The 20,763-nt window shown below is 65.4% G+C and carries 23 protein-coding genes and 1 pseudogene; 11 read left to right on the top strand and 13 right to left on the bottom strand.

The genetic code is table 11. The features are described from left to right. From FMM79_RS16895 to FMM79_RS16860, 8 genes and pseudogenes are all read right to left on the bottom strand, one after another. Nucleotides 1-243 (bottom strand): annotated as a pseudogene (locus FMM79_RS16895) (PEP-CTERM sorting domain-containing protein); the annotation flags it as partial. A gap of 256 nt (nt 244-499) precedes the next feature. After that, nucleotides 500-1,543, bottom strand: coding sequence for a Holliday junction branch migration DNA helicase RuvB (gene ruvB, locus FMM79_RS16890; RefSeq protein WP_148628604.1), 1,044 nt, complete (start codon nt 1,541-1,543; stop codon nt 500-502). Beyond that, a complete protein-coding gene (locus tag FMM79_RS16885) occupies nt 1,543-2,085 on the bottom strand; it encodes a DsrE family protein (protein WP_148628603.1) in 543 nt (180 codons plus the stop codon). The genes ruvB and FMM79_RS16885 overlap by 1 nt, the downstream gene beginning before the upstream one ends. Continuing rightward, entirely contained in the window at nt 2,082-2,696 is a 615-nt protein-coding gene (ruvA, locus tag FMM79_RS16880; RefSeq protein WP_148628602.1) for a Holliday junction branch migration protein RuvA, read from the bottom strand. Before ruvA ends, FMM79_RS16885 begins: the two co-directional genes overlap by 4 nt. A 54-nt stretch (nt 2,697-2,750) precedes the next feature. Continuing rightward, nucleotides 2,751-3,227, bottom strand: coding sequence for a crossover junction endodeoxyribonuclease RuvC (gene ruvC / locus FMM79_RS16875; RefSeq protein ID WP_148628601.1), 477 nt, complete (start codon nt 3,225-3,227; stop codon nt 2,751-2,753). Between the two features lie 148 nt (nt 3,228-3,375). Further along, nucleotides 3,376-4,140 (bottom strand): YebC/PmpR family DNA-binding transcriptional regulator, encoded by a 765-nt coding sequence (locus tag FMM79_RS16870; protein ID WP_148628600.1) that lies wholly within the window; start codon nt 4,138-4,140, stop codon nt 3,376-3,378. A 163-nt stretch (nt 4,141-4,303) separates the two neighbouring features. Then, nucleotides 4,304-4,441 carry a hypothetical protein gene (locus tag FMM79_RS16865; protein WP_205466704.1) on the bottom strand — a complete coding sequence of 46 codons (138 nt, stop codon included), beginning with the start codon at nt 4,439-4,441 and terminating at the stop codon, nt 4,304-4,306. Nucleotides 4,442-4,590: 149 nt separating this feature from the next. Further along, complete coding sequence (locus FMM79_RS16860) at nt 4,591-5,709, bottom strand: NADH:flavin oxidoreductase (RefSeq protein WP_148628599.1); 1,119 nt, start codon at nt 5,707-5,709, stop codon at nt 4,591-4,593. Between the two features lie 156 nt (nt 5,710-5,865). Here FMM79_RS16860 and FMM79_RS16855 point away from each other — a divergent pair, with 156 nt between their 5' ends. Continuing rightward, complete coding sequence (locus tag FMM79_RS16855; protein WP_148628598.1) at nt 5,866-6,246, top strand: helix-turn-helix domain-containing protein; 381 nt, start codon at nt 5,866-5,868, stop codon at nt 6,244-6,246. Nucleotides 6,247-6,276: 30 nt separating this feature from the next. Here FMM79_RS16855 and FMM79_RS16850 read toward each other — a convergent pair whose 3' ends face one another. Continuing rightward, nucleotides 6,277-6,594 carry a heavy metal-binding domain-containing protein gene (locus tag FMM79_RS16850; protein ID WP_148628597.1) on the bottom strand — a complete coding sequence of 106 codons (318 nt, stop codon included), beginning with the start codon at nt 6,592-6,594 and terminating at the stop codon, nt 6,277-6,279. A 97-nt stretch (nt 6,595-6,691) separates the two neighbouring features. Between FMM79_RS16850 and FMM79_RS16845 the strand changes: the two genes are divergently transcribed. Further along, nucleotides 6,692-7,426, top strand: a complete 735-nt coding sequence (locus FMM79_RS16845; protein WP_148628596.1) for a type II CAAX prenyl endopeptidase Rce1 family protein — start codon at nt 6,692-6,694, stop codon at nt 7,424-7,426. A 39-nt stretch (nt 7,427-7,465) separates the two neighbouring features. On the opposite strand, the gene FMM79_RS16840 is transcribed toward FMM79_RS16845, so the two are convergent. Beyond that, nucleotides 7,466-7,702 carry a DUF2312 domain-containing protein gene (locus FMM79_RS16840; RefSeq protein ID WP_039389019.1) on the bottom strand — a complete coding sequence of 79 codons (237 nt, stop codon included), beginning with the start codon at nt 7,700-7,702 and terminating at the stop codon, nt 7,466-7,468. Between the two features lie 227 nt (nt 7,703-7,929). Between FMM79_RS16840 and FMM79_RS16835 the strand changes: the two genes are divergently transcribed. Then, the gene (locus tag FMM79_RS16835; RefSeq protein ID WP_162528535.1) at nt 7,930-9,042 is read left to right on the top strand and encodes an acyltransferase; all 1,113 of its coding nucleotides are present in this window, start codon (nt 7,930-7,932) and stop codon (nt 9,040-9,042) included. 79 nt (nt 9,043-9,121) lie between these two features. Beyond that, nucleotides 9,122-10,186, top strand: coding sequence for an AI-2E family transporter (locus FMM79_RS16830; RefSeq protein ID WP_148628594.1), 1,065 nt, complete (start codon nt 9,122-9,124; stop codon nt 10,184-10,186). A 25-nt stretch (nt 10,187-10,211) separates the two neighbouring features. Here FMM79_RS16830 and FMM79_RS16825 read toward each other — a convergent pair whose 3' ends face one another. Next, on the bottom strand, nt 10,212-10,523 hold the full coding sequence (locus FMM79_RS16825) for a DUF1244 domain-containing protein (protein ID WP_084591942.1): 312 nt from the start codon (nt 10,521-10,523) through the stop codon (nt 10,212-10,214). A 77-nt stretch (nt 10,524-10,600) separates the two neighbouring features. On the opposite strand from FMM79_RS16825, the gene pyk reads away from it, so the two are divergent. Both pyk and FMM79_RS16815 read left to right on the top strand, forming a co-directional pair. Then, a complete protein-coding gene (gene pyk / locus FMM79_RS16820; protein ID WP_148628593.1) occupies nt 10,601-12,082 on the top strand; it encodes a pyruvate kinase in 1,482 nt (493 codons plus the stop codon). Between the two features lie 78 nt (nt 12,083-12,160). Then, nucleotides 12,161-12,790: a LysE family translocator gene (locus tag FMM79_RS16815; protein WP_148628592.1), complete on the top strand. Its 630-nt coding sequence runs from the start codon at nt 12,161-12,163 to the stop codon at nt 12,788-12,790. 31 nt (nt 12,791-12,821) lie between these two features. On the opposite strand, the gene FMM79_RS16810 is transcribed toward FMM79_RS16815, so the two are convergent. Continuing rightward, nucleotides 12,822-13,484 (bottom strand): YggS family pyridoxal phosphate-dependent enzyme, encoded by a 663-nt coding sequence (locus FMM79_RS16810; protein ID WP_148628591.1) that lies wholly within the window; start codon nt 13,482-13,484, stop codon nt 12,822-12,824. Between FMM79_RS16810 and FMM79_RS16805 the strand changes: the two genes are divergently transcribed. From FMM79_RS16805 to FMM79_RS16790, 4 genes are all read left to right on the top strand, one after another. Next, a complete protein-coding gene (locus FMM79_RS16805; RefSeq protein ID WP_148628590.1) occupies nt 13,483-14,097 on the top strand; it encodes a thiamine phosphate synthase in 615 nt (204 codons plus the stop codon). The two genes, FMM79_RS16810 and FMM79_RS16805, sit on opposite strands and share 2 nt — an antisense overlap. Nucleotides 14,098-14,184: 87 nt before the next feature. Next, a complete protein-coding gene (locus tag FMM79_RS16800; protein ID WP_148628589.1) occupies nt 14,185-16,635 on the top strand; it encodes a DNA translocase FtsK in 2,451 nt (816 codons plus the stop codon). Then, entirely contained in the window at nt 16,632-17,057 is a 426-nt protein-coding gene (locus FMM79_RS16795) for a hypothetical protein (RefSeq protein ID WP_148628588.1), read from the top strand. The genes FMM79_RS16800 and FMM79_RS16795 overlap by 4 nt, the downstream gene beginning before the upstream one ends. 100 nt (nt 17,058-17,157) lie before the next feature. Then, nucleotides 17,158-18,945 carry a cation:proton antiporter gene (locus FMM79_RS16790; protein WP_148628587.1) on the top strand — a complete coding sequence of 596 codons (1,788 nt, stop codon included), beginning with the start codon at nt 17,158-17,160 and terminating at the stop codon, nt 18,943-18,945. Here the strand turns inward: FMM79_RS16790 and FMM79_RS16785 are convergent. After that, complete coding sequence (locus FMM79_RS16785; RefSeq protein WP_148628586.1) at nt 18,930-19,385, bottom strand: Lrp/AsnC family transcriptional regulator; 456 nt, start codon at nt 19,383-19,385, stop codon at nt 18,930-18,932. The two genes, FMM79_RS16790 and FMM79_RS16785, sit on opposite strands and share 16 nt — an antisense overlap. A 156-nt stretch (nt 19,386-19,541) precedes the next feature. Here FMM79_RS16785 and ald point away from each other — a divergent pair, with 156 nt between their 5' ends. Next, nucleotides 19,542-20,657, top strand: coding sequence for an alanine dehydrogenase (ald, locus tag FMM79_RS16780; RefSeq protein WP_148628585.1), 1,116 nt, complete (start codon nt 19,542-19,544; stop codon nt 20,655-20,657). Nucleotides 20,658-20,763 lie beyond the last annotated feature (106 nt).

Below are 20,763 nucleotides of genomic sequence, written 5' to 3'. Positions count from 1 at the left end.
GCCCTGGCGCATCGCCAGGGGCGGGTCCTCGGGCGGCTTCACAATCTCGCGCACGCGGCGGGTGGTGCGCGGCTTTTCCTTGGGACTGAGGCGCTTTGCCGGACGAGCGACCTTCGCCTGCTTGAGCTTGCGATACTCGGTCGTCTCCGACTGGGTCTCGGCAACGTGCACCGCGCCCCCGCCGATCACAGCGCAGCCCGCAGCGCAGGCGGACAGTTTGGCAATGGCAGTACGGATCGACATATACGTTGCTCTCTGCGCAGGTCCTGCAGCCCTTTCGGACTGGCTGGCTACGGCCCTCCCGGATACTTTGCTCGAATACGGTTGCTAGCACACTCAAGGCAGAGAGACGTTAACAGGGCAACGGCGTTAACCGTGTTTTTGTCCGAATCCCGCCAATTATCGCGCAATTACGTGGCTCTTTCTAACCATGTGTTTCGAAACGGGACTTGTTCCGGGGGCAAGCGTAAACGCTCGCCCCCGCCTGTCCTGCGTGATTTCAATCGGACAGGGGGCCTGCCGACGAATCGAAAAGCCCGCCTTGCGGCCCTGCCGGAGGCGTCAGGCCCAGGTGCTGCCAGCCCCGGTCGTTGAGGCAGCGTCCGCGCGCGGTGCGCGCCACAAGGCCCAGCTGGATAAGGTAGGGCTCAATCACTTCCTCGATGGTGTCGCGTGGCTCGGAGAGGCCCGCGGCGAGCGTCTCCACGCCCACCGGACCACCCTTGTAGATATCCGCGATCATCGTCAGGTAGCGCCGATCCTGCATGTCGAGGCCGATCGAATCGACATCGAGCCGGGTCAGCGCGTCGTCCGCGATTGCCTGGGTGATGACGTCCGAGCCCGCGACATGCGCAAAGTCGCGTACGCGGCGCATGAGCCGGCCTGCCACGCGGGGGGTCCCGCGCGAACGGCGCGCGATCTCGGTCGCCCCGCCCTTGTCCATACCGATGCCCAAGAGGTTCGCGCCGCGCGTCACCACGTGTTCCAGCTCGGGCACGGTGTAGAACTGCAGGCGCACCGGGATGCCGAAACGGTCGCGCAAGGGGGTCTGGAGCAGGCCCTGGCGGGTCGTCGCGCCGATCAGGGTGAAAGGTGGCAGGTCGATGCGCACCGAGCGCGCCGATGGGCCCTCGCCAATGATGAGGTCAAGCGCGCGGTCCTCCATCGCGGGGTAGAGCACTTCCTCCACCACCGGATTGAGGCGGTGGATCTCGTCGATGAAAAGGACATCGCCGTGTTCCAGATTGGTGAGCAGCGCAGCCAGATCTCCCGCCTTGGCGATCACCGGGCCCGAGGTGGCGCGGAAACCCACGCCCAGCTCGCGCGCGACGATCTGGGCGAGCGTCGTCTTGCCCAGCCCGGGCGGGCCGAAGAAGAGCGTGTGGTCCATCGCCTCGCGGCGCGACTTGGCGCTCTCGATGAAGACGTGGAGGTTGTCCTTGGCCGCCTCCTGCCCAACGAAATCGGACAGCGTCTTGGGGCGCAGCGCGGCATCGGCGTCTTCGGGCTGCGTCGCGGGCGAGAGGATGGGATTGTCGGTCATCAGAAGGGGTTCAGCGTGTAGCCGTCCTGTTGCAAGAGGGCGTGGGCGGTCATGGCCGAAAGCGCCAGCTCCACGCCGGGAATGAGATCGGCCCTGGCAAGGTCCATGGCCGCCGCGCTCTGCCCGCACAGGATCACCCGCACGCCTTGGTCGAGCAACGCGCGGACCAGCGGGGCGCTGGCGCTCTTCGTCCCGCTATGGCGCGCAGCGTACGCCTCAGCCGCAAGCAGGTCGGCGCCTGCCGGACCATGCACGACGATCGCAACGTGAATGCGTTCACGCGGCACACCGGTGGCCACCTGGATGTTGATGAAGCGCGCCGCGCTGTCGATATGGCGGTTCACCTCGCCCGGTGGCGCCGCCATCGAGATATCGAAGGCAACCTTGAATTCGGCATCGGCCGGGATCGGCATGTCCGGCTCGACGACAAAGGTACGTCCGTACTCGGTAAAGACGGGGCCTGTGCGAGCGTCAGGCGCCGCAATCGTCGCAGCCGGAAGCAGCGCGACCACAGCCGACAGGAGAAACGACGCGCGCCTCACCCCGCCGCCTTCTTCAGCGCCACGCGCACGAGGTCGTTGAGCCCGGCATCCTCGCCCAGTTCGCCCACAGCCTGCGCGACCGCGGTGCTGGCGATGGCGGGCTTGAAGCCCAGGTTCTGGAGCGCGGAGACGGCGTCCGTACTGGACGAACCGACAGGGCTCGCCGCGTCCGAGGCGGCAATGCCCGGCGATCCGGGCGCGACCGGCATACCGCCCGCCTTCTCCTTCAATTCGTTGACGATGCGCGTCGCAAGCTTGGGGCCGACCCCATTGGCGCGCGCGACCATGGCGCTGTCCCCGCCCGCGCAGGCGCGCTGGAGCTCCTCGGTGGTGAGGGCCGAAAGGATCGCGAGCGCGACCTTCGAGCCCACCCCCTGTACCGCGGTAAGGAGGCGGAACCAGTTTCGCTCGGCCGCTGAGGTAAATCCGATCAGGCGCTGGTCGGTCTCGGAGACCTGCATCTCGGTGTGCACCACGACCTTGTCGCCCCGGATACCCAGATGGTCGAGCGTGCGCGCCGAGCAGTGGACCAGATAGCCCACGCCGTTTACATCGATCACGGCCCAGTCGGGGCCCGTGTCATCCAGCAATCCAGTCAGCTTCGCGATCATGGTTTGTTCCTATGGCAGGAAGGCCATCCCATGGCCAGTCCAAACCGGCACCGCTTAGCGATGGCTTCCCAGCATGTTGGCGTGGGTAATCGCGACAGCGAGCGCGTCCGAGGCATCCTCGCCCGCAAGCTGGACGCCGGGCAGCAGCACTTTGAGCATATGCTGGATCTGCTTCTTGTCCGCCCCGCCAGTGCCGACGAGGGCTTTCTTGACGATCTTGGTGGAGTATTCAGCCACCGGCAGCCCCGCGCGCGCGATGGCGAGCATGGCCACGCCGCGCGCCTGGCCCAGCTTCAGCGTCGATTGCGGGTTCACGTTGACGAAGACCTCCTCCACCGCGCCGGTATCAGGCCGATGGTGGAGGATCACGTCAAGCAGCGCGCTGTCGAGTTCGAACAGCCGCTCGGCCATCGAGGCCTTGGCGTTGGTGCGTATCTGCCCGTTGGCCACGTGGCTGAGACGGCTGCCGCTCTTGGCAACCACGCCCCAGCCCGTGCAGGTAAGACCGGGATCGAGCCCGATGATGATCATGCCGGCAAACGCCCCGTTCTGTCGATCCAGAGATCTGGTTCAGGCCAGAGCGAGAGAGGTCGTCGACGAGAACTGGCGCGCAGCGTGCTTCAGCATGTGAGCACCGGCAGCGCAGTCGACGGCCTTTCGCAGCCCGGTCTGGGCCAGATCAGCCCAGCTTTTCCATGACTTCGTCGGAGATCTCGTAGTTCCCCCAGACGGTCTGGACATCGTCGTCGTCGTCAAGCGTGTCGACCAGCTTGAGCAGCGTGCTCGCAACTCCCTCGTCGGCATCAACCTTGATGTTAGGACGCCAGGCCAGCTTCACGCCTTCAGCTTCGCCCAGCACCTTCTCGAGTTCGCCTGCAACTTCGTGGAGCGCTTCGGGCGCGCACCAGATCGCGTGGCTGCCCGGGTTTTCGTCGCCATCGCCCATGTCGCTCTCGACATCGTCGGCGCCGGCCTCGATCGCAGCTTCGAGGACCTTCTCCTCATCGCCGACGCTTGCCGGGTACTCGATCAGGCCGAGGCGTTCGAAGCCATGCGAAACGGCGCCGCTCGCGCCCAGGTTGCCGCCGTTCTTGGCAAAAGCGGTGCGCACGTTGGTGGCGGTGCGGTTGCGGTTGTCGGTCAGCGCCTCGACGATGAGCGCGACGCCGCCCGGGCCGTAGCCCTCGTAGCGCACTTCCTCGTAGTTCTCGGCATCGCCCTTGGAGGCCTTGTCGATGGCACGCTGGATGTTGTCCTTGGGCATCGACTGCGCCTTGGCGGCGTTGACCGCGGCGCGCAGGCGCGGGTTCATGTCCGGATCGGGCATGCCCATCTTGGCGGCCACGGTAATTTCGCGGCTCAGCTTACTGAACTGCGCCGAGCGCTTCTTATCCTGCGCACCCTTACGGTGCATGATGTTCTTGAATTTGGAATGGCCTGCCATCGGGTCCGCTCTTGTCTTGTGCCCGCCGCGTGTCTCCCAGGCTGCCAGACCTCAAGAAGGCCAGCGCGCGGCGGTACGGGGCGAGTCCGTTGGAAAATCTGGTCGGGCGCCCTTACAACAAGCGAACGCCCTAGAGCAACACTTGCCACTATCCCACGTCGCGTCAGGCGCCCGGTTTCCAGCCAACCTCGCGGTAAATGCCCACCAACGTGAAGCCTATCGCCTCATGCAGGGCGACACTGCCCGCTTTGGGAAGCGCAATCCCGGCAAAGGTCTCGGAAACGCCGGGACCGGCGGGCAATTCAGGAAGATGTTTCCGGAAGCCCTCGGGCTCTCCAAACTGCCTGCCTCACCTTACGCCGGCCAGCGTGGCGCAGAAAGTGAAGCACGCAGGTAAGGGCTCATGGGCGATGGCCCTTTGTTGGAAACGTCTTCTTCGCCCTTCTGCGCTCAGACCAATTCGGCGAGCGCGGCCGGATCGAAGCCCTTGAGGCCGTCCGCATCGCCGCCGCGCACCTTGGCGACCCAGTCGGGGTTGGAAATGAGCGCACGGCCGATGGCGATGAGGTCGAACTCGTCGCGCTCCATGCGCGCGGTCAGTTGCTCAAGGCCCGTAGCCTTGGACGTCTCGCCCCCGAACGCAGCAAGGAATTCGCCCGAAAGGCCGACCGAGCCGACGCTGATCGTGGTCGCGCCGGTGAGCTTCTTGGCCCAGCCAGCGAAGTTCAGGCCCTGCTCGCCGTCGATCTCGGGGAACTCGGGCTCCCAGAAGCGGCGCTGCGAGCAGTGCAGAACATTCGCGCCCGCATCAACGAGCGGAGCCAGCCAGGATGTCATTTCGGCAGGCGTGGTGGCAAGTTTCGCCGTATAATCCTGCTGCTTCCACTGGCTGAGACGCAGGATAAGCGGAAGGTCCGGGCCGATCGCCTCGCGCACGGCCGCGACTACTTCGGCGGCCATACGCGAACGCTCGGCAATCGTCGCGCCGCCATAGCGATCCTCACGATGGTTGGTGCCGTCCCAGAAGAACTGGTCAATAAGATAGCCGTGCGCGCCATGAAGTTCGACCGTGTCGAAGCCCAGGCGCTTGGCATCGGCCGCGGCCCGCGCAAAGGCGGCAACGGTGTCGGCGATGTCCTCTTCGCTCATGGCCTTGCCGCGCGGATCCCCGGGACCGACGAGGCCCGAAGGGCTCTCGACCGGGGTTTCCGGCTCCCAGCCGCTCATGCCGCGCGTGGAGCCGGTGTGCCAGATTTGCGGGCCCATGCGGCCACCTGCGGCGTGGACCGCATCCAGCACGCCCTTCCAGCCTGTGAGCGCGTCCTCGCCGTGGAAGAAAGGAATGCCCGGCTCGTTGCGCGAATTGGGGCGGTCGATCACGGTCCCTTCGGAGAGGATCAGGCCCACCCCGCCCTCGGCCCGACGTGCATAGTAGGCCGCCTGCTCAGGGCCGACGATGCCATTTTCGGCGAACGAGCGAGTCATGGGTGCCATGACGATGCGGTTGGCAAGTTCGAGGCCGCCGCGCTGGAAGGGCTGGAACAGGATGTCGGTGGCGGATGTGCTCATGGGAGAGGCTCCATCGGAACAAGGATCGGGGGAGAGATTGCTCGAAGAGCCGCCTAGGTATATCTTTGATACCTGAGTTCAAGAACGCACCTTCAATTCGCCAGGTATCCTCAAGGATACCACCCCTCGACCAACCGTCTACCTGCGAGTTTCGCCATGCCCGTGTGCCAGCATTTCTCTGTCGACTGCCCCAGCCGCAAGCTGTTCGAGCAGATCGCGGACAAGTGGTCGATGATGGTCCTCACCGTCCTCGACCACGGACCGGTACGCTTCAACGCAATCAAGCGCTACCTGGAAGGCGTGACCCAGAAATCCCTGACGCAATGCCTGCGCAAGCTGGAGCGTAATGGCCTCGTCAAGCGCCAGGTAATTCCGGCAGCGCCGGTGGCCGTGGAATACAGCCTGACCCCACTGGGCCAATCGCTCCTACCGCCCTTCAAGGCGCTCTATCTCTGGACGATCGACAACATGGCGCAGGTCGATGCCGCGCGTACCGACTTCGATCGGTGCCAGGAGGAAGCCCGGGTCAGCGCCTAAGTGGCAGGCGAGGACCGGGACGCGCGCGGATCAAATCCGCACGGCCGTCCCCGAACAGCTGACCATCAACATCGAGCCGGTCTTGCCGATCGTCTCGTAGTCGATGTCGACCCCGATCACCGCATTACCGCCCAGCCGCGCGGCCTCGGCTTCCATTTCGGCGAGCGCCTCCTTGCGGGCGCGCTGGAGGACCTGCTCGTACTTGCCCGAGCGGCCGCCCACGATATCGGTGATCGAGGCGAAGAGATCGCGAAAGATGTTGGCGCCCACGATGACTTCCCCGGTTACGATGCCGAAGTACTGCTGAACAGGCTGGCCCTCGATAAGCGGCGTGGTGGTGACAATCATCGGCAAGGCTCCCATCTATGTGCGTGATCCAAGCCATTCCCGAAATGCAGCGGGAACACAACGCTTTGGCAAGGACCTATCGGTCAGGAGATAGCCAATGACACGCCCAACGGTTCCCCTGGCAAACGCCGCCTCGCCCGGCATCGCCGCCATTCTGGCCGACCTTGCCCTCTTCGTGCGCCGCCCGCGCGTGCTCGTGCCGGAAGGTTTGCGTCACCTTTCCAGCTGGAAGGTGCTGGGCGTCCTCTATGCCCTGCATGTAGCGGTGCTGCTGCTGGTCACCCTGCCGCTGACCGCGCTCATCCAGCGCCAGCTTGGCCTGACGCCGCCCGACGCCTTCGACCAGTTGCCAGCCGGATGGCTGCTGCCCGTCACGGTGATTGCCGCGCCGATCATCGAGGAAGTGCTGTTTCGGGGGTGGCAGAGCGGGCGCCCGCGCGCGCTGTGGCTGCTGGGCAGCGGACTTCTGGGTGCCATCGTGATTGCGGAGCAGGCCCATGGGCTTGGCCCCTTGTGGATCGCCGGGGGTCTGCTGGGTCTGGCACTCATCGCGGGGGTGGGCTGGTTCGCGCTACGCCCTCGTTCGGCGCCCGGATGGTTCCGCAGCGGCTACCCCGTGATCTACTGGCTGGCCGCGCTGGTCTTCGCAGGGATTCACATCTTCAACTACGGCAACGCCTCGGCGCTGACCGCGCTGCTGGTGCTGCCCCAGCTGTGGGCCGGGATCATGCTGGGCTATACCCGCCAGAGACTGGGCGTGGGCGCAGGGATGCTCCAGCACGCAGGTGCCAATGCCGCGACAATGGCGCTGGCCTTTCTCGCGGGAATGTAAGGAGCCGCCGGGGCGAGCGCCCCGGTGCTCCCAACCGGATCAGTCGAGACCGAGCGCGCTGCGGTAGGTCTCGAGCACCATGTCCATCTCGCGACGGTCGTCGGGCTTCATCTTACGCAGGCGCACGATCTGGCGCATGATCTTGACGTCGTAGCCGACAGCCTTGGCCTCGTTGTACACGTCGCGGATGTCGTCCGAGATACCCTTCTTTTCCTCTTCGAGACGCTCGATGCGTTCGATCAGCAGGCGAAGGCGGTCGTCGGCAGTTTCGGCCATGGAATTTCAGCTCCGAAAGAAGTTTTGAGAATCGGGTGTCGCCAAGGCGAACGGGCGCCGGCTGATAGCCGCTGCGCCGCCTTTGCGCAAAAGGTGATCCTGTGGATAGCCTATTCAAGACCCACCGTGCGCGAAAACGGATGCAGTTCGCATACCGCGCACCGCCCTCTCCGACATACCCTGCACCATCACATGCGCGCTTTCGGGGGGTGGCGATGGAAGACACAGTGGCTCGCGCACATCCTTGCGGTATCGCGCCTGAGCAAACGCAGGATCAGGGCTTCGCCGGAGGGCACCAGCCCCTCATTTCCCGTGCCGATGCGAACGCGATCAAGGGGATCGCCATCCTCCTGATGTTCACGCATCACCTGTTCGCCCTGCCCACGCTGATCCGCCCGCCCAGTTCTTTCGAACCTTTGCTCGCAGCCTTGCCGCTGGAGTACCATGTGGGACGCCTCGGCAAGATCTGCGTCGCGGTCTTCATCTTCCTCTCCGGCTACGGATTTATGCAAGGGGCCGCCGCGCCCGACATATGGCAACGGCACCTCAGAAAGGCGGGACGTTTTCTCGGCACATACGCCTTCTATTTTGCCTTGGCGGGCTTGCTGGTCCTGACCTTGCCCTCTCTCACGCCTGGCGACGAGCGCCTTGCCAGCATCGCTGGGCACCTAAGCCTGCAAGGGCTCTTCACGCTGGGCAAGCCGCTCGTTTACGAATGGTGGTTCGCACAAACCTATCTGGCGCTCATCCTTCTCTTTCCCATTCTTGCCCGTTTAACCAAGCGGTTGCCCTGGCTAATTGGTCTGGCTCTGCTGGCCTTCCTGTCCGGCGCGTTTCTCGACGGACGCCAGCTCAATCCGGCGCTTTTCTCATTCACGAACCTGCTCATTTGGCAGTTGCCTTTCGCGTATGGAATGGCCTTCGCGCGCATGGAAATGCGGCCTCTGCCAAGGGGTAGAGCTAACCTTGGCCGCCTTGCGATGGGCGCATCGCTTGTTCTTGGCGCAGGCTTCCTTCTTATCGAGACCGCCGCTCCCAAGGTACTTACCCCCTTTCTGATCGTCGCCTGCCCGTTGGCGCTCCCTTCCCTCATCGCGTGCGGGCGTACGCCTGCGTCCCGCGCGCCCCTCGCGTGGCTGGGGCAGCATTCGCTTCCCCTCTGGCTGATCCACCCATTCCTGTGCACCTACCTTGCGCAGGAATGGATCTACGCAGGACGCCACTCGCTTCTCATCTTGGCCTCGTTGCTGGCCCAGACGGCTCTGCTTGCTTTCACTCTCGAAGCGGCGCGTTCCGCCTTCGTCAGCCATCTTTCCAGAGCCCGTCTGCTGCCCGCCTGAAGCGCACCTGCCGGAACATCTAGAAGGCCCCGTGGTTTGCCCCTCGAACCTCCACGGAAAATACGAAAGGGAAGCGGCCATGGAAGGCCCCACCGCGCACCACAGCGCACCGCACTGGACACCTTCGAAAGTTGCCATGGCAATCGTCACTGCGCTGGCGATCATCGGCGTCGCCCTCCTGCTGGTGCGCATGGTCAGCTTCCTCCTGCTGGTCTTTGCCGCGATCGTATTGGGCGTGGTCTTCGATGCGATCACCCGCGTGATCTGCCGCCACACCCCAATGGGCCGGGGCATTTGCCTGACCTTCGCCGTGCTGCTCTTGCTCGGTGTCTTTGCCGGAGCTTTCTACCTCTTCGGCGCGCAACTCGCCGCCCAGTTCGACATGATCCGCGACGCCATTCCGGGCGCCATCGCCCGCGTCGAGGACCTGCTGGACAGCCTGGGCCTGGGCGAAACGGTGCGCAATGCCCTTGAACAAGGGCGCGAGCAGATCTCAGGAATCTTCTCGCAGGCGGGCGTCTATGTCCTGACCATGGGCAGCACGCTGACCAACCTCGTGCTGGTGGTGGCCGGAGCCGTGTTTCTGGCGGCCAATCCCGACCTCTACCGCCGCGGCCTACTGAAGCTCATTCCCAAGGCCGCGGAACCCACAGCGGCCAAGGCGCTAGACGATGTGGGCATGGGCCTCAATGGCTGGATGAAGGGACAGATCGTCTCCTCCATCGTGGTTGCCCTCCTCAGCTGGATCGGGCTTGAACTGCTTGGCGTGCCTTCCGCCGCGGGCCTAGGCGTCATGGCAGGCCTGCTCGACGTCATTCCCATGCTGGGCCCTGTCATCGCCGGCTTCCCCGCCGTACTGCTCGCCTTCACGGTCTCGCCGATGACGGCGCTGTGGACGCTCCTGCTCTATCTCCTGGTGCAGCAGCTGCAGGGCAACGTGCTCCAGCCGATGATCCAGAAACAGGCGGTCAACATCCCGCCCGCGATCCTGCTCTTCGCGGTGCTGGCAGCGGGCATGCTGTTCGGCTTCCTCGGCGTTCTTCTCGCCTCCCCGCTCACAATCACCGCCTTCGTCCTTGTCCAGCGTATCTACATCAAGACGCTGCTGGGCAAGGACGTGCAGATCGGGCCCGAAGACGCCTGACCCCGGGGTCAGACGCGCCGCGGGCTCAGTGGCCCGGCGCGTTCTTCTTCAGGCTCTCTTCCATGCGCGCCAGCTGCTCGGGTGTGGCCTCGGACTGGTATTTGTCCTTCCACTCGGCGAAGGGCATGCCATGAATCACCGCGCGCGCCTCGGCCTTGTCGCCCTCGAAGCCGGCATCGCGGATCCAGTCGGCAAGGCAGTTGCGGCAAAAGCCGGCCAAACCCATGAGTTCGATGTTCTGGGCATCGTGGCGCTGTTGCAGATGATGCACCAGTCGGCGAAACGCCGCTGCCGCAATTGCATCATCAAGCGTGTCTATCGTTGCTTTCTCGTCCATATTCCTGCCGTTCGATCTTGGTTTAGGAGCCACCCTTTGCCATATGGGCGGCGGGTTTCGAAAGAGGCAGAAAAAACTTGGCAAGCATCCCCTACCGTCGTTCTCCGCATCACCGTGGCATCAAGCGCCAGCGCAAGGTCAAGATCCTGGCCACGCTGGGCCCGGCCAGCCGTGACAAGGAGACCATCGCCAAGCTGATCCAGCGCGGGGCCGACGCCTTCCGCGTGAACATGAGCCATGGCGACCATGACACCCACCGCGAGACCATCGCCAACGTGCGCGCGGTGGAAAAGGACCTGATGCGTCCGATCGCGATCCTGTGCGACCTGCAAGGGCCCAAGCTGCGCGTGGGCACGTTCGAAGGCGGCAAGGCCTTCATCAGGCATGGCGCGCACTTCACGCTCGATCGCGATCCTGCGCCAGGCAACGACGAACGCGTGTGCCTGCCCCACCCCGAGCTCTTCGGCATCCTAACCAAGGGCCAGCGCCTGCTGATCGACGACGGCAAGCTGCAGCTGCGCGTGATCCGGGCCGAAACGGACGAGATCCTGTGCAGCGCCGAAGTCGGCGGGCCGATCTCGGACCGCAAGGGCGTGAACGTGCCCGATGCGCTCGTCCCGATCCCGGCGCTGACCGAAAAAGATCGCCGCGACCTCGACTTCGCGATGGATCAAGGCGCGGACTGGATCGGCCTCTCTTTCGTACAGCGTCCCGAAGACGTGGCCGAAGCGCGCCGCCTGATGGGCCCCAAGGGCTCGCTCATGGCCAAGATCGAAAAGCCCGCCGCGGTCGAGAGCCTGGATGAGATCATTGAGATTTCCGATGGCATCATGGTCGCGCGCGGCGACCTGGGCGTCGAACTCCTCCCCGAGGAAGTGCCGCCGATCCAGAAGCACATCGTGGAAAAGACCCGCGCCTGGGGCAAGCCGGTCGTGGTCGCGACGCAGATGCTCGAATCGATGATCAAGAGCCCCTCGCCCACCCGCGCCGAAGTCTCCGACGTCGCCAACGCGGTCTACGACGGCGCCGATGCGGTCATGCTCTCGGCCGAGACGGCGGCGGGCGACTGGCCGGTCGAAGCGGTCACCATCATGGACCGCATCGCGGTCAAGGTGGAAAGCGATGTCACCTACCGCGAGCGCATCCATCTCGCCAAGGCCCCACTCGATGCGACTACCGCCGACGCGCTCGCCGGTTCGTGCGCGCAGATCGCCGACACGCTCCCCATCGAAGGCATCATCGTCTTCACAGGCTCGGGCATCTCGGCGCGCCGCGTCGCGCGCGAACGTCCGGCAGCCCCCATGCTGGTGCTTACCCCCAGCCAGGAAACCGCCCGGCGCGGGGCCCTCCTGTGGGGCGCGCACACGGTGATGACGCGCGACATCGGCTCCTTTGAAGAAATGATCGCCAAGGGCAAGCGCATGGCGCTGCGCCACGGCTTCGGCGCGGCCGGAACCAAGCTGGTGGTGCTCGCAGGCGTACCCTTCGGCACCAAGGGCTCGACCAACCTGCTGCACATCGTGACCCTGACGGGCAACGAGCTCGACACGCCCAACTGATAGCCCATCACATGCCGCAGCGCCGCGCCGGGGATCCGCTCTCCGGCGCGGCGTTGTCGTTTGCGCGGAACTCTCGAAATGACCCTCCACACCTGGTGGCTCTTTGCCCTGACCGTCTTCGCGATCAGCGCCACGCCTGGCCCCAACATGCTGCATATCCTGACGCGCAGTGTCGACTTCGGCCTGGCGCGCACGTTCGCGGCGATGGCGGGCTGCCTTTCGGGGCTGATGATCCTGCTGACCGCGTCGGTCGCGGGACTGTCGACCCTGCTGGTGGCGGTGCCCGGACTGTTCACGGCGTTGCGCTATGCGGGCGCGGCTTACCTCGTGTACCTCGGGATCAAGGCCTGGCTCACCCGGGCGGGCATGCTGGATGTCGCCGAGAATAACTTGCCCCCGGCACGGCTCGGTGCAGGGGCACTCTACCGGGGCGGCCTCGCGATTTCGCTGAGCAACCCCAAGGCAATCCTATTTGCCGCGGCTCTGCTGCCCCAGTTCATCGACCCTGCACAGCCCACTGGCCCGCAGTTCGCGGTGCTGCTCGCCACTTTCGCGGTGATCGAGAGCTTCTGGTACATGACCTATGCACTGGGCGGGCGCTCGATGGGTCAGGTTCTGGAGCGCCCCAGCGTCAAGAACCTCTTCAACAAGCTGACCGGCGGCCTGTTCGTGGCCTTCGGAATCGCGCTCCTGACCGCACGCAGCTAAACCGGCGCTCAGCCAAGGAGCGCGCTCCGGCTCAGTCGCGCGCGCCGAACAGCGCCGAGCCGACGCGCACGTGGGTCGCGCCCAGCATGATCGCGGTCTCGAAGTCGCCGCTCATGCCCATCGAGAGCTGGTCGAGGCCGTTGTCCTGCGCGATCTTGGCGAGAAGCGCAAAGAAGGGCGCCGCCTCAATGCCGAGCGGCGGCACGCACATCAGGCCGATCACCGGAATCTCGGCCTCGCGCGCGGCCTCCAGCAGCGCCGGCACGTCCGCAATGGCGCAGCCGCCCTTCTGGTCCTCATCGCCGATATTGACTTGCACGAAGCAGGGTACCTTGCGCCCGGCCTTCGCCATCGCCTTGCCCAGTGCGCTGACCAGCGAGGGGCGGTCGAGCGAGTGGATGCAATCAAACAGCGCGACCGCGTCCTCGGCCTTGTTCGACTGAAGCTGGCCGACGAGGTGGAGCACCAGATCGGCGTAGTCCTCGCGCAGCTCGGGCCACTTTTCCTGCGCTTCCTGCACACGGTTTTCGCCGAACACGCGCTGGCCCTCCGCGATCAACGGCCGGATCGCATCCACACCGTGCGTCTTGGAAATGGCGATGAGTTCAATGCCCGAGGTCTCGCGCTGGGCGATACGGGCCGCGTGCGCGATGCTTTCGCGCACCTCGTGAAGGGGAGTGACTGGCTCATTCATGGCGCGCTGCTATAGCGTCCTCGTGCCGAACTGCCACCCATCGAATCCGCGCAAGCCACAAGCGAGCCCCCTTCCCCGGCTCTGGCTCATCAGCGATGCGCGCAACGATGCCGAACTGGAACCCGCGCTGGCCTGCCTGCCGCGTGGATCGGGCTTTATCTACCGCCACTACCACCTGGACGAGCTGGCCCGGCGTGCCCGCTTCACCCGACTTGCCCGGACGGCGCGAGCCCAGGGCCATACCGTGATCCTGGCCGGAACCGTCGCGCAGGCACGCCGCTGGGGGGCCGACGGCGCCTATGGCCGCGCGTGCCTGCTGGCACCCGGCGGGCAGAGCCTTCGGCTCGTCACCGTCCACTCGCTCGCCGAACTGCGCGCCGCTCACGCCGCGCGCGCCGATGCGGTGCTGCTTTCGCCCGTCTTCGTGACGCGCTCGCACCCGGCCGGGGAGGTGCTGGGCCCCGTGCGCTTTCGCGCAATCGCCGCGCGCGCGCATGTCCCTGTCATCGCACTTGGGGGAATGAATGCCCGCCGCGCCCAGGCCCGGGGCATCGAACGCTGGGCCGCAATCGACGGCCTCTCCGGCGATTCGCGCCATCCGCCCACAGCCTGATTCCCCCTCTGTTCTTGACGAAAACCGCCCAGGCTGCGCATGATCGGGCGGTTTAAGGCGCAATTTTCAATACGCGGGAATTCGATCATGGCATCTCGGGCAATCGGCGCCGGACAGCGCGCGGGCAAGCCGGACTGGCGCGCCGTGCTTCGGCGCTCGGTACGTCGCGCGGGCGAACTGGGCGGGGCCGTGGTGCTGTTTGCCGCCATGCTCTTCCTGATCACCGCGCTCGCAACCTACAGCCAGACCGATCCGTCCGCCTCGACCGCCGCGGGCGGTGAGGTGCGGAACTGGATGGGTCCGGTAGGGGCCTGGGTAGCCGACCAGTTCCTGTTCTACTTCGGCCCCGTCGCTTGGCTCTTCGCCCCGCTCCTCTATGTCTTCGCCCGGAAGCTGTGGCTGCTGGTCGAGGAAGAGGACGCCGAGGCCGAACCTTCCAACCAGCGCTGGTGGAAGCCGGTTGCCATGCTGGTGGTCGCAATGATGCTGATCACGACGGTCCTTTCCTTGTGGTTTTCCGAGCCCGGCGGCACTCTGCCCGCCTCGATGGGCGGCATGTCCGGGCTCTTGGGCGCCTTCCTCGTCGATGCGCTGGCTGGCCTGGCACCGCCCGCCGCCGTGGTCTGGATCAAGATTGCCGTCGCGCTTGTCTTCTTCGTCGTGGGGCTCACTCTCATCGGACGCGTCTTCGCGCTCGACTGGGCGCGCCTGCTCTCGCTCCCCGGCCGCATCGGACGCCTGCCCCAGGTGCTGCCCTCCCCCTCGCGCTTCTCCCGTGAAGGCAAGGAACCGCGTACGCCCAAGGCACGGCGCAAGGGCCGCGCGACGCGCGAGGAGGAAGAGGACGCCCTTCCCTTCACGCCCGACGCTCCGGCGAAGGCCGTGCGCGAGGACGCCCGCAGCGGCGCGGCCGTCGGCCTTTCCGACACGGCCCCACGCCGTTCACCTGCCATCGTCGACAGCCAGCGCGCGGCCAAGCCTGCACAGATCGGCGTGGGATCGAGCCAGACCGACCTGTTCGACGAATACAAGCTGCCCGCGCTCGACATTCTCACTGATCCGCCCGAAGGCTCGGACAGGGAAATCGACAAGCTCAGCCTCGAGCGCAACGCACGCCTCCTCGAAACCGTGCTCGACGACTTCAACGTCAAGGGTGAGATCACGGCTGTGCGCACAGGCCCGGTCGTCACCATGTACGAACTGGAACCCGCGCCCGGCATCAAGTCCAGCCGCGTGGTCGGACTGGCCGACGACATCGCGCGCAACATGTCCGCGATCTCGGCACGCGTCTCCTCGATCCCGGGGCGCACCGTCATGGGCATCGAACTGCCGAATGCAGACCGCCAGATGGTTTCGTTCAAGGAGATGGTCGCCTCGGAGGCCTTCGCCCACCACAAGGGCATGCTTCCGATCATCCTGGGCAAGGATATCGCAGGCGAACCCGTCGTTGCTGACCTCGCCACCATGCCTCACCTTCTGGTTGCCGGTACGACGGGCTCGGGTAAGTCGGTTGGCCTCAACGCCATTCTGCTCTCGCTGCTCTACCGCCTGACGCCCGCGCAGTGCCGCCTGATCCTGGTCGACCCCAAGGTCCTCGAGCTCAAGAGCTACGACGACATCCCCCACCTGCTCTCGCCAGTGGTGACCGAGCCGCCCAAGGCGGTGCGCGCGCTCAAGTGGGCGGTTGAGGAGATGGAACGGCGATACCGCATGATGAGCGAGGTTTCGGTACGCAACCTCGCCGGCTTCAACGACAAGGTCCGCAAGGCGGCCGCCAAGGGCGAGCCACTCGGCCGCCGGGTCCAGACCGGCTTCGATGCCGAGACGGGCGAGGCGCTCTACGAGGAAAACCAGCTCGACTACGAAGTCCTGCCCCAGATCGTCCTCATCGTCGACGAACTCGCCGACCTCATGGTGACCGTGGGCAAGGAAATCGAAGTGCTCATCCAGCGCCTCTCGCAAAAGAGCCGCGCGGCGGGCATCCACCTCATCATGGCAACTCAGCGTCCCTCGGTCGACGTGATCACCGGCGTCATCAAGGCCAACCTGCCGACCCGCATTTCCTTCGCGGTTACCAGCCGGATCGATAGCCGCACGATCCTGGGCGAACAGGGCGCCGAGCAGCTGCTGGGTAAGGGCGACATGCTCTACAAGCCCAGCACCGACCCCATCAAGCGCGTCCACGGCCCGTTCGTCTCGGACGAGGAAGTCGAGCACGTCGCCGATCACTGGCGCGGCCAGGGCAAGCCCGAATACATCGAGGCCGTGACCGAAGAGCCCGAGGAAGGCAGCTTCGGTTTCGACGACCTTGACGCCACCGCCTCCGACCAGCCCGAGGAACGCAAGTACCGCCAGGTCTGCCAGCTCGTCTTCGAAAACCAGAAGGTCTCGGTCTCCTGGCTCCAGCGCCAGATGGGCGTGGGCTACAACACCGCAGCTAAGTGGGTGGAACGCATGGAAAACGACGGCTACGTCGGCCCGGCCAACCACGTCGGCCGTCGCGACATCTACCGCGACGAGAACGGCAACCCGCTGTGAAGGCTGTGTCTCTCGCGCTGGCGGTCGTTGCACTCACCCTCCCCGCAAACCTGGCCGCAGCCCCGCTGCCCCCGGGCCAGTGGCAGCGCCTCTTCGCCCGCGATGTCGAGCGCACGCTGGGGCGCGCGGTGCTCGTCGACACGGGATCGATCCGGATCGCCGGGAACACCCGCACCTACATCGAGGCAAATGTGCTCCAGTCGCGGCGCGGGGCCTACCCCAAGGGCACCATGCTCTACTACAGACGCGCCGTCGATTGCGCGGGCGGTCGCCACCGTACCATGAGCTGGTCGATCGTCGCGCCCGATGGCCGCGCGATCGGAAGCGGCACGAACTCTTCATCGCAAAGCGGCGCGCTGCAATGGGACACCGCACAGGGCAAGGTGCTAGGCTACGTCTGCCGGGGCATTCTCCCACGCTGAACTCTTGGTAACGCCAAGGACAATCCCTAGGTTAAGCGCCCCCGGCTTCAGCCAAGCTGCAACCTGACCGGCTCTGGCCGACACGACAAGGAAAGATCCAATGGAAGAGCATGGCCAGGCGTTCCTGCTCCAGGAAGGGTTTTTCCTGCTGGGAACCGCCCTTGTCTTCGTGCTGCTGTTCCGCCGGCTGGGGCTGGGCGCGACACTGGGCTATCTGCTCGCCGGCGCAATCCTGGGGCCGTATGCTCTCGGGCTGATCGGGGATGCGCAGGGCAAGATCGACTTTGCCGAACTGGGCATCACGCTCCTTCTCTTCATCGTCGGCCTCGAACTGGCGCCGCGCCGCCTGTGGCGCATGCGCAGCGAGATCTTCGGACTGGGCTTCCTGCAAGTCGCGCTGTGCGGGCTTGCCATCTCGGCGATAATCTACAGTTTCACGCCATTTACGGTTCAGGCCTCGCTCGCGCTGGGCCTGCCGCTCGGCCTGTCCTCGACCGCGCAGGTCCTGCCCATGCTGCAAAGCGCTGGCCGCCTCAACAGCCCCTTCGGTGAGCGCGCCTTCGCGATCCTGCTCTTCCAGGATCTCTCGATCATCCCGCTCATCACGATCATCGCGGCGATGAACCGCAACCCCAACCTGCCCGAGGGCCCTCCGGGCTGGCAGCTTGCGCTTCTCACCGTTGGCGCCATCGTCGGCCTCGTCGCCGCCGGGCGCTTCGTGATCCGTCCGTTGTTCCGCCTCATCGGCAACCTGGGCGAGCGCGAGATGTTCGTCTTTGCCGCGCTCTTCACGGTCATCGCCTCGGCCGCACTGATGCAGACACTTGGCCTTTCGACTGCGCTCGGTGCCTTCATCGCGGGCGTCATGCTCGCCGATTCGCCCTACCGCCACGAACTCGAAGCCGACGTCGAGCCGTTCCGCTCTCTCCTCCTGGGCCTTTTCTTCATGGCCGTCGGCATGATGCTCGACCTCTCGGCCATTGCCGAGCGTCCGCTCTTCGTGGTCTCGATGGCGCTGGCCCTCATTGCGGCGAAGGCAGCGATCATCTTTGCCCTTGGCCTTGCCTTCAAGATGAAATGGCGCAGCGCGCTCGCGCTGGGGTTCCTGCTCAGCCAGGGCGGTGAATTCGGCTTTGTCCTCTTTGCGCAGGCCAGCGAGGCCATGCTGATCGAAAGCCAGGCCGCCAGCCTGTTCGGGGCCATCGTCACCCTCTCGATGGTCGCCACCCCGTTCCTGATGATGGCCACCCGCCGGTTCCGCGAGGCCCCACAAGGGCATGCCGGGGAAGAGCGCGAAGGCCCGCGTGCCGACGGGGCAAGCGCAATCATCGTGGGCTACGGACGCTTTGGCCAAACCGTCGCGCAGATTCTCAATGCCGCCGACATCGCCGTCACTCTCATCGACACCGATATCCAGATGATCGATGTGGCCCAGGGCTTCGGCGCCAAGGTCTACTTCGGGGATGGACGCCGGCTCGACCTCCTGCGTCAGGCGGGCTGCTCGGACGCTCAGATCATCGCCTTCTGCATCGACGGCGAGCAGCTCGACGACGCATTCCTGCGCGCGGTCCAGACTGCCTTCCCGCAAGCCGCGATCTACGCACGCGTGTATGACCGCCGCTCACTCCTCAAGATCAAGGACAGCCCCGCACGCTTCATCGTGCGCGAGGTGCTCGGCTCGGCGGTCACGCTTTCGCGCGCGATCCTGGATGGCCTTGGTCTCTCGGTCGACGACATCGACCGCGCCGAGGGCACTTACCGCAAGATGGACAAGGAGCGCCTCTCGCTCCAGCACGAGGCGCGCGACCTGCGCGTGGCGCACGACCGCATCATCACCGAGCCGCTCCACCTCGGGCGCGGCCGCGAAGCGCCTCAGGGCACCGAGTAGCCCGCAAAGCGTTTCACCCGGCGCAAGGAGAAGCTGGTCTTCATCGAGGACACCCCGGGCAGGCGCGAAAGGCAATCGCGGTGGATCGTCTCGTAGTGATCGAGATCGGCCGCCGCAACGCGCAGCTGGTAGTCCGCACCCCCGCTCATCAGGTGGCATTCGAGGATATCGTCGAAGTCGCGCACCGAACGCTCGAAGCGGTCCATCGCCTCGCTGCTCTGGCTAGTGAGCGCGATCTCGACGAAGACCTCCACCGGCAGCCCGATCCGGCGCGCATCGAGCCGCGCCACGTAGCCCGCGATGAGCCCCTGCTCCTCCAGCGCGCGAATGCGGCGGTGGCAGGCCGAGGCGGAAAGATGGACCTCGTCAGCCAGCTGGGCAATCGAACGCGAGGAATCGGCCTGAAGCGCCTTCAACAAGGCTCGGTCGGTTCGATCCATGAAAAATTTTCCCACATACTGAAATCAGAGAGCGAAATTATTCTAACTTGAGCCCATCGCAAGGGCAAATGAGGTAGAACTTTGCGGGAGCCCTCCTGTAGGCTGACGTCATCAGGCGCCTGGACCTACTCCAGGCACGGATGAGGGAGTTTGCCCATGCGCGTCGGTACCGTCACGGAAATCAAGAACCACGAATACCGGGTCGGCCTGACCCCCGAGAGCGCCAGCGAACTCGTTGCCAATGGCCACGAGGTCTGGGTCCAGAGCGGTGCGGGCCTAGGCATTGGCGCCAGTGACGAACTTTACAGCGCGCTCGGCGCCAAGGTCATCGCATCCGCTGAAGAGGTCTTCGCAGGCTGTGACATGATCGTGAAGGTGAAGGAACCGCTCGCCCCCGAACGCGCCATGCTGCGTGAGGGCCAGATACTCTACACCTACCTCCACCTTGCGCCCGATCCGGCCCAAACCGAGGACCTCCTGAAGTCGGGCGTCACCGCCATCGCCTACGAGACCGTCACCGGCCCTGGCGGCGCGCTGCCGCTGCTCAAGCCGATGAGCCAGGTCGCGGGCCGCATGTCGATCCAGGCGGGCGCCACCGCGCTCCAGAAGGCGCAGGGCGGACGCGGCGTGCTGCTCGGCGGCGTTCCGGGCGTGATGCCGGGCAAGGTCGCTGTCATCGGCGGCGGCGTGGTCGGCTTCAACGCCGCGCAGATGGCCGCAGGGCTTGGCGCGGACGTGACGATCCTCGACCGCAACCCCGAGGTGCTCGAACGCCTTGGCAACTACTTCGAGGCGCGCGCCAAGACCCGCTTCTCGAGCCTTGCCAACCTGGCTGAGAGCGTGGCCGATGCCGACCTCGTGATTGGCGCCGTGCTGATCCCGGGCGCGGCGGCTCCCAAGCTCGTCACGCGTGAAATGCTGGGCACGATGAAGAAGGGCGCGGTCCTTGTCGATGTCGCCATCGACCAGGGCGGCTGCTTCGAGACCAGCCACGCGACCACGCATGACGACCCGACCTACATGGTCGACGGCATCGTCCACTACTGCGTCGCCAACATGCCCGGCGCGGTCTCGCGCACCAGCACCTACGCGCTCAACAACGTGACCCTGCCCCACGCGCTTGCCATCGCGAATCTGGGCTGGAAGGGCGCGCTGGCGCGCGATCCACACCTTGCCGAGGGCCTCAACGTCCACGCCGGCAAGGTCACCTACATGGCGGTCGCGACCGAACTGGGCTACGATTACACGCCCGTCTCGCAGCTGCTTGCGTAGAGTTCAATTGCGCGCACATTAACCTTATCTTGAAGAGGCCGGGTCCAAGAAACAGTGTATGTTTCCGCGGGCTCGGCCTTTCCTGTTCTGTCTCCTGATCCTCTTC

The sequence above is a fragment of the Novosphingobium sp. BW1 genome, from assembly GCF_008107685.1.
GTDB lineage: Bacteria > Pseudomonadota > Alphaproteobacteria > Sphingomonadales > Sphingomonadaceae > Novosphingobium.
This window is presented reverse-complemented; position numbering and strand designations above follow the sequence as displayed.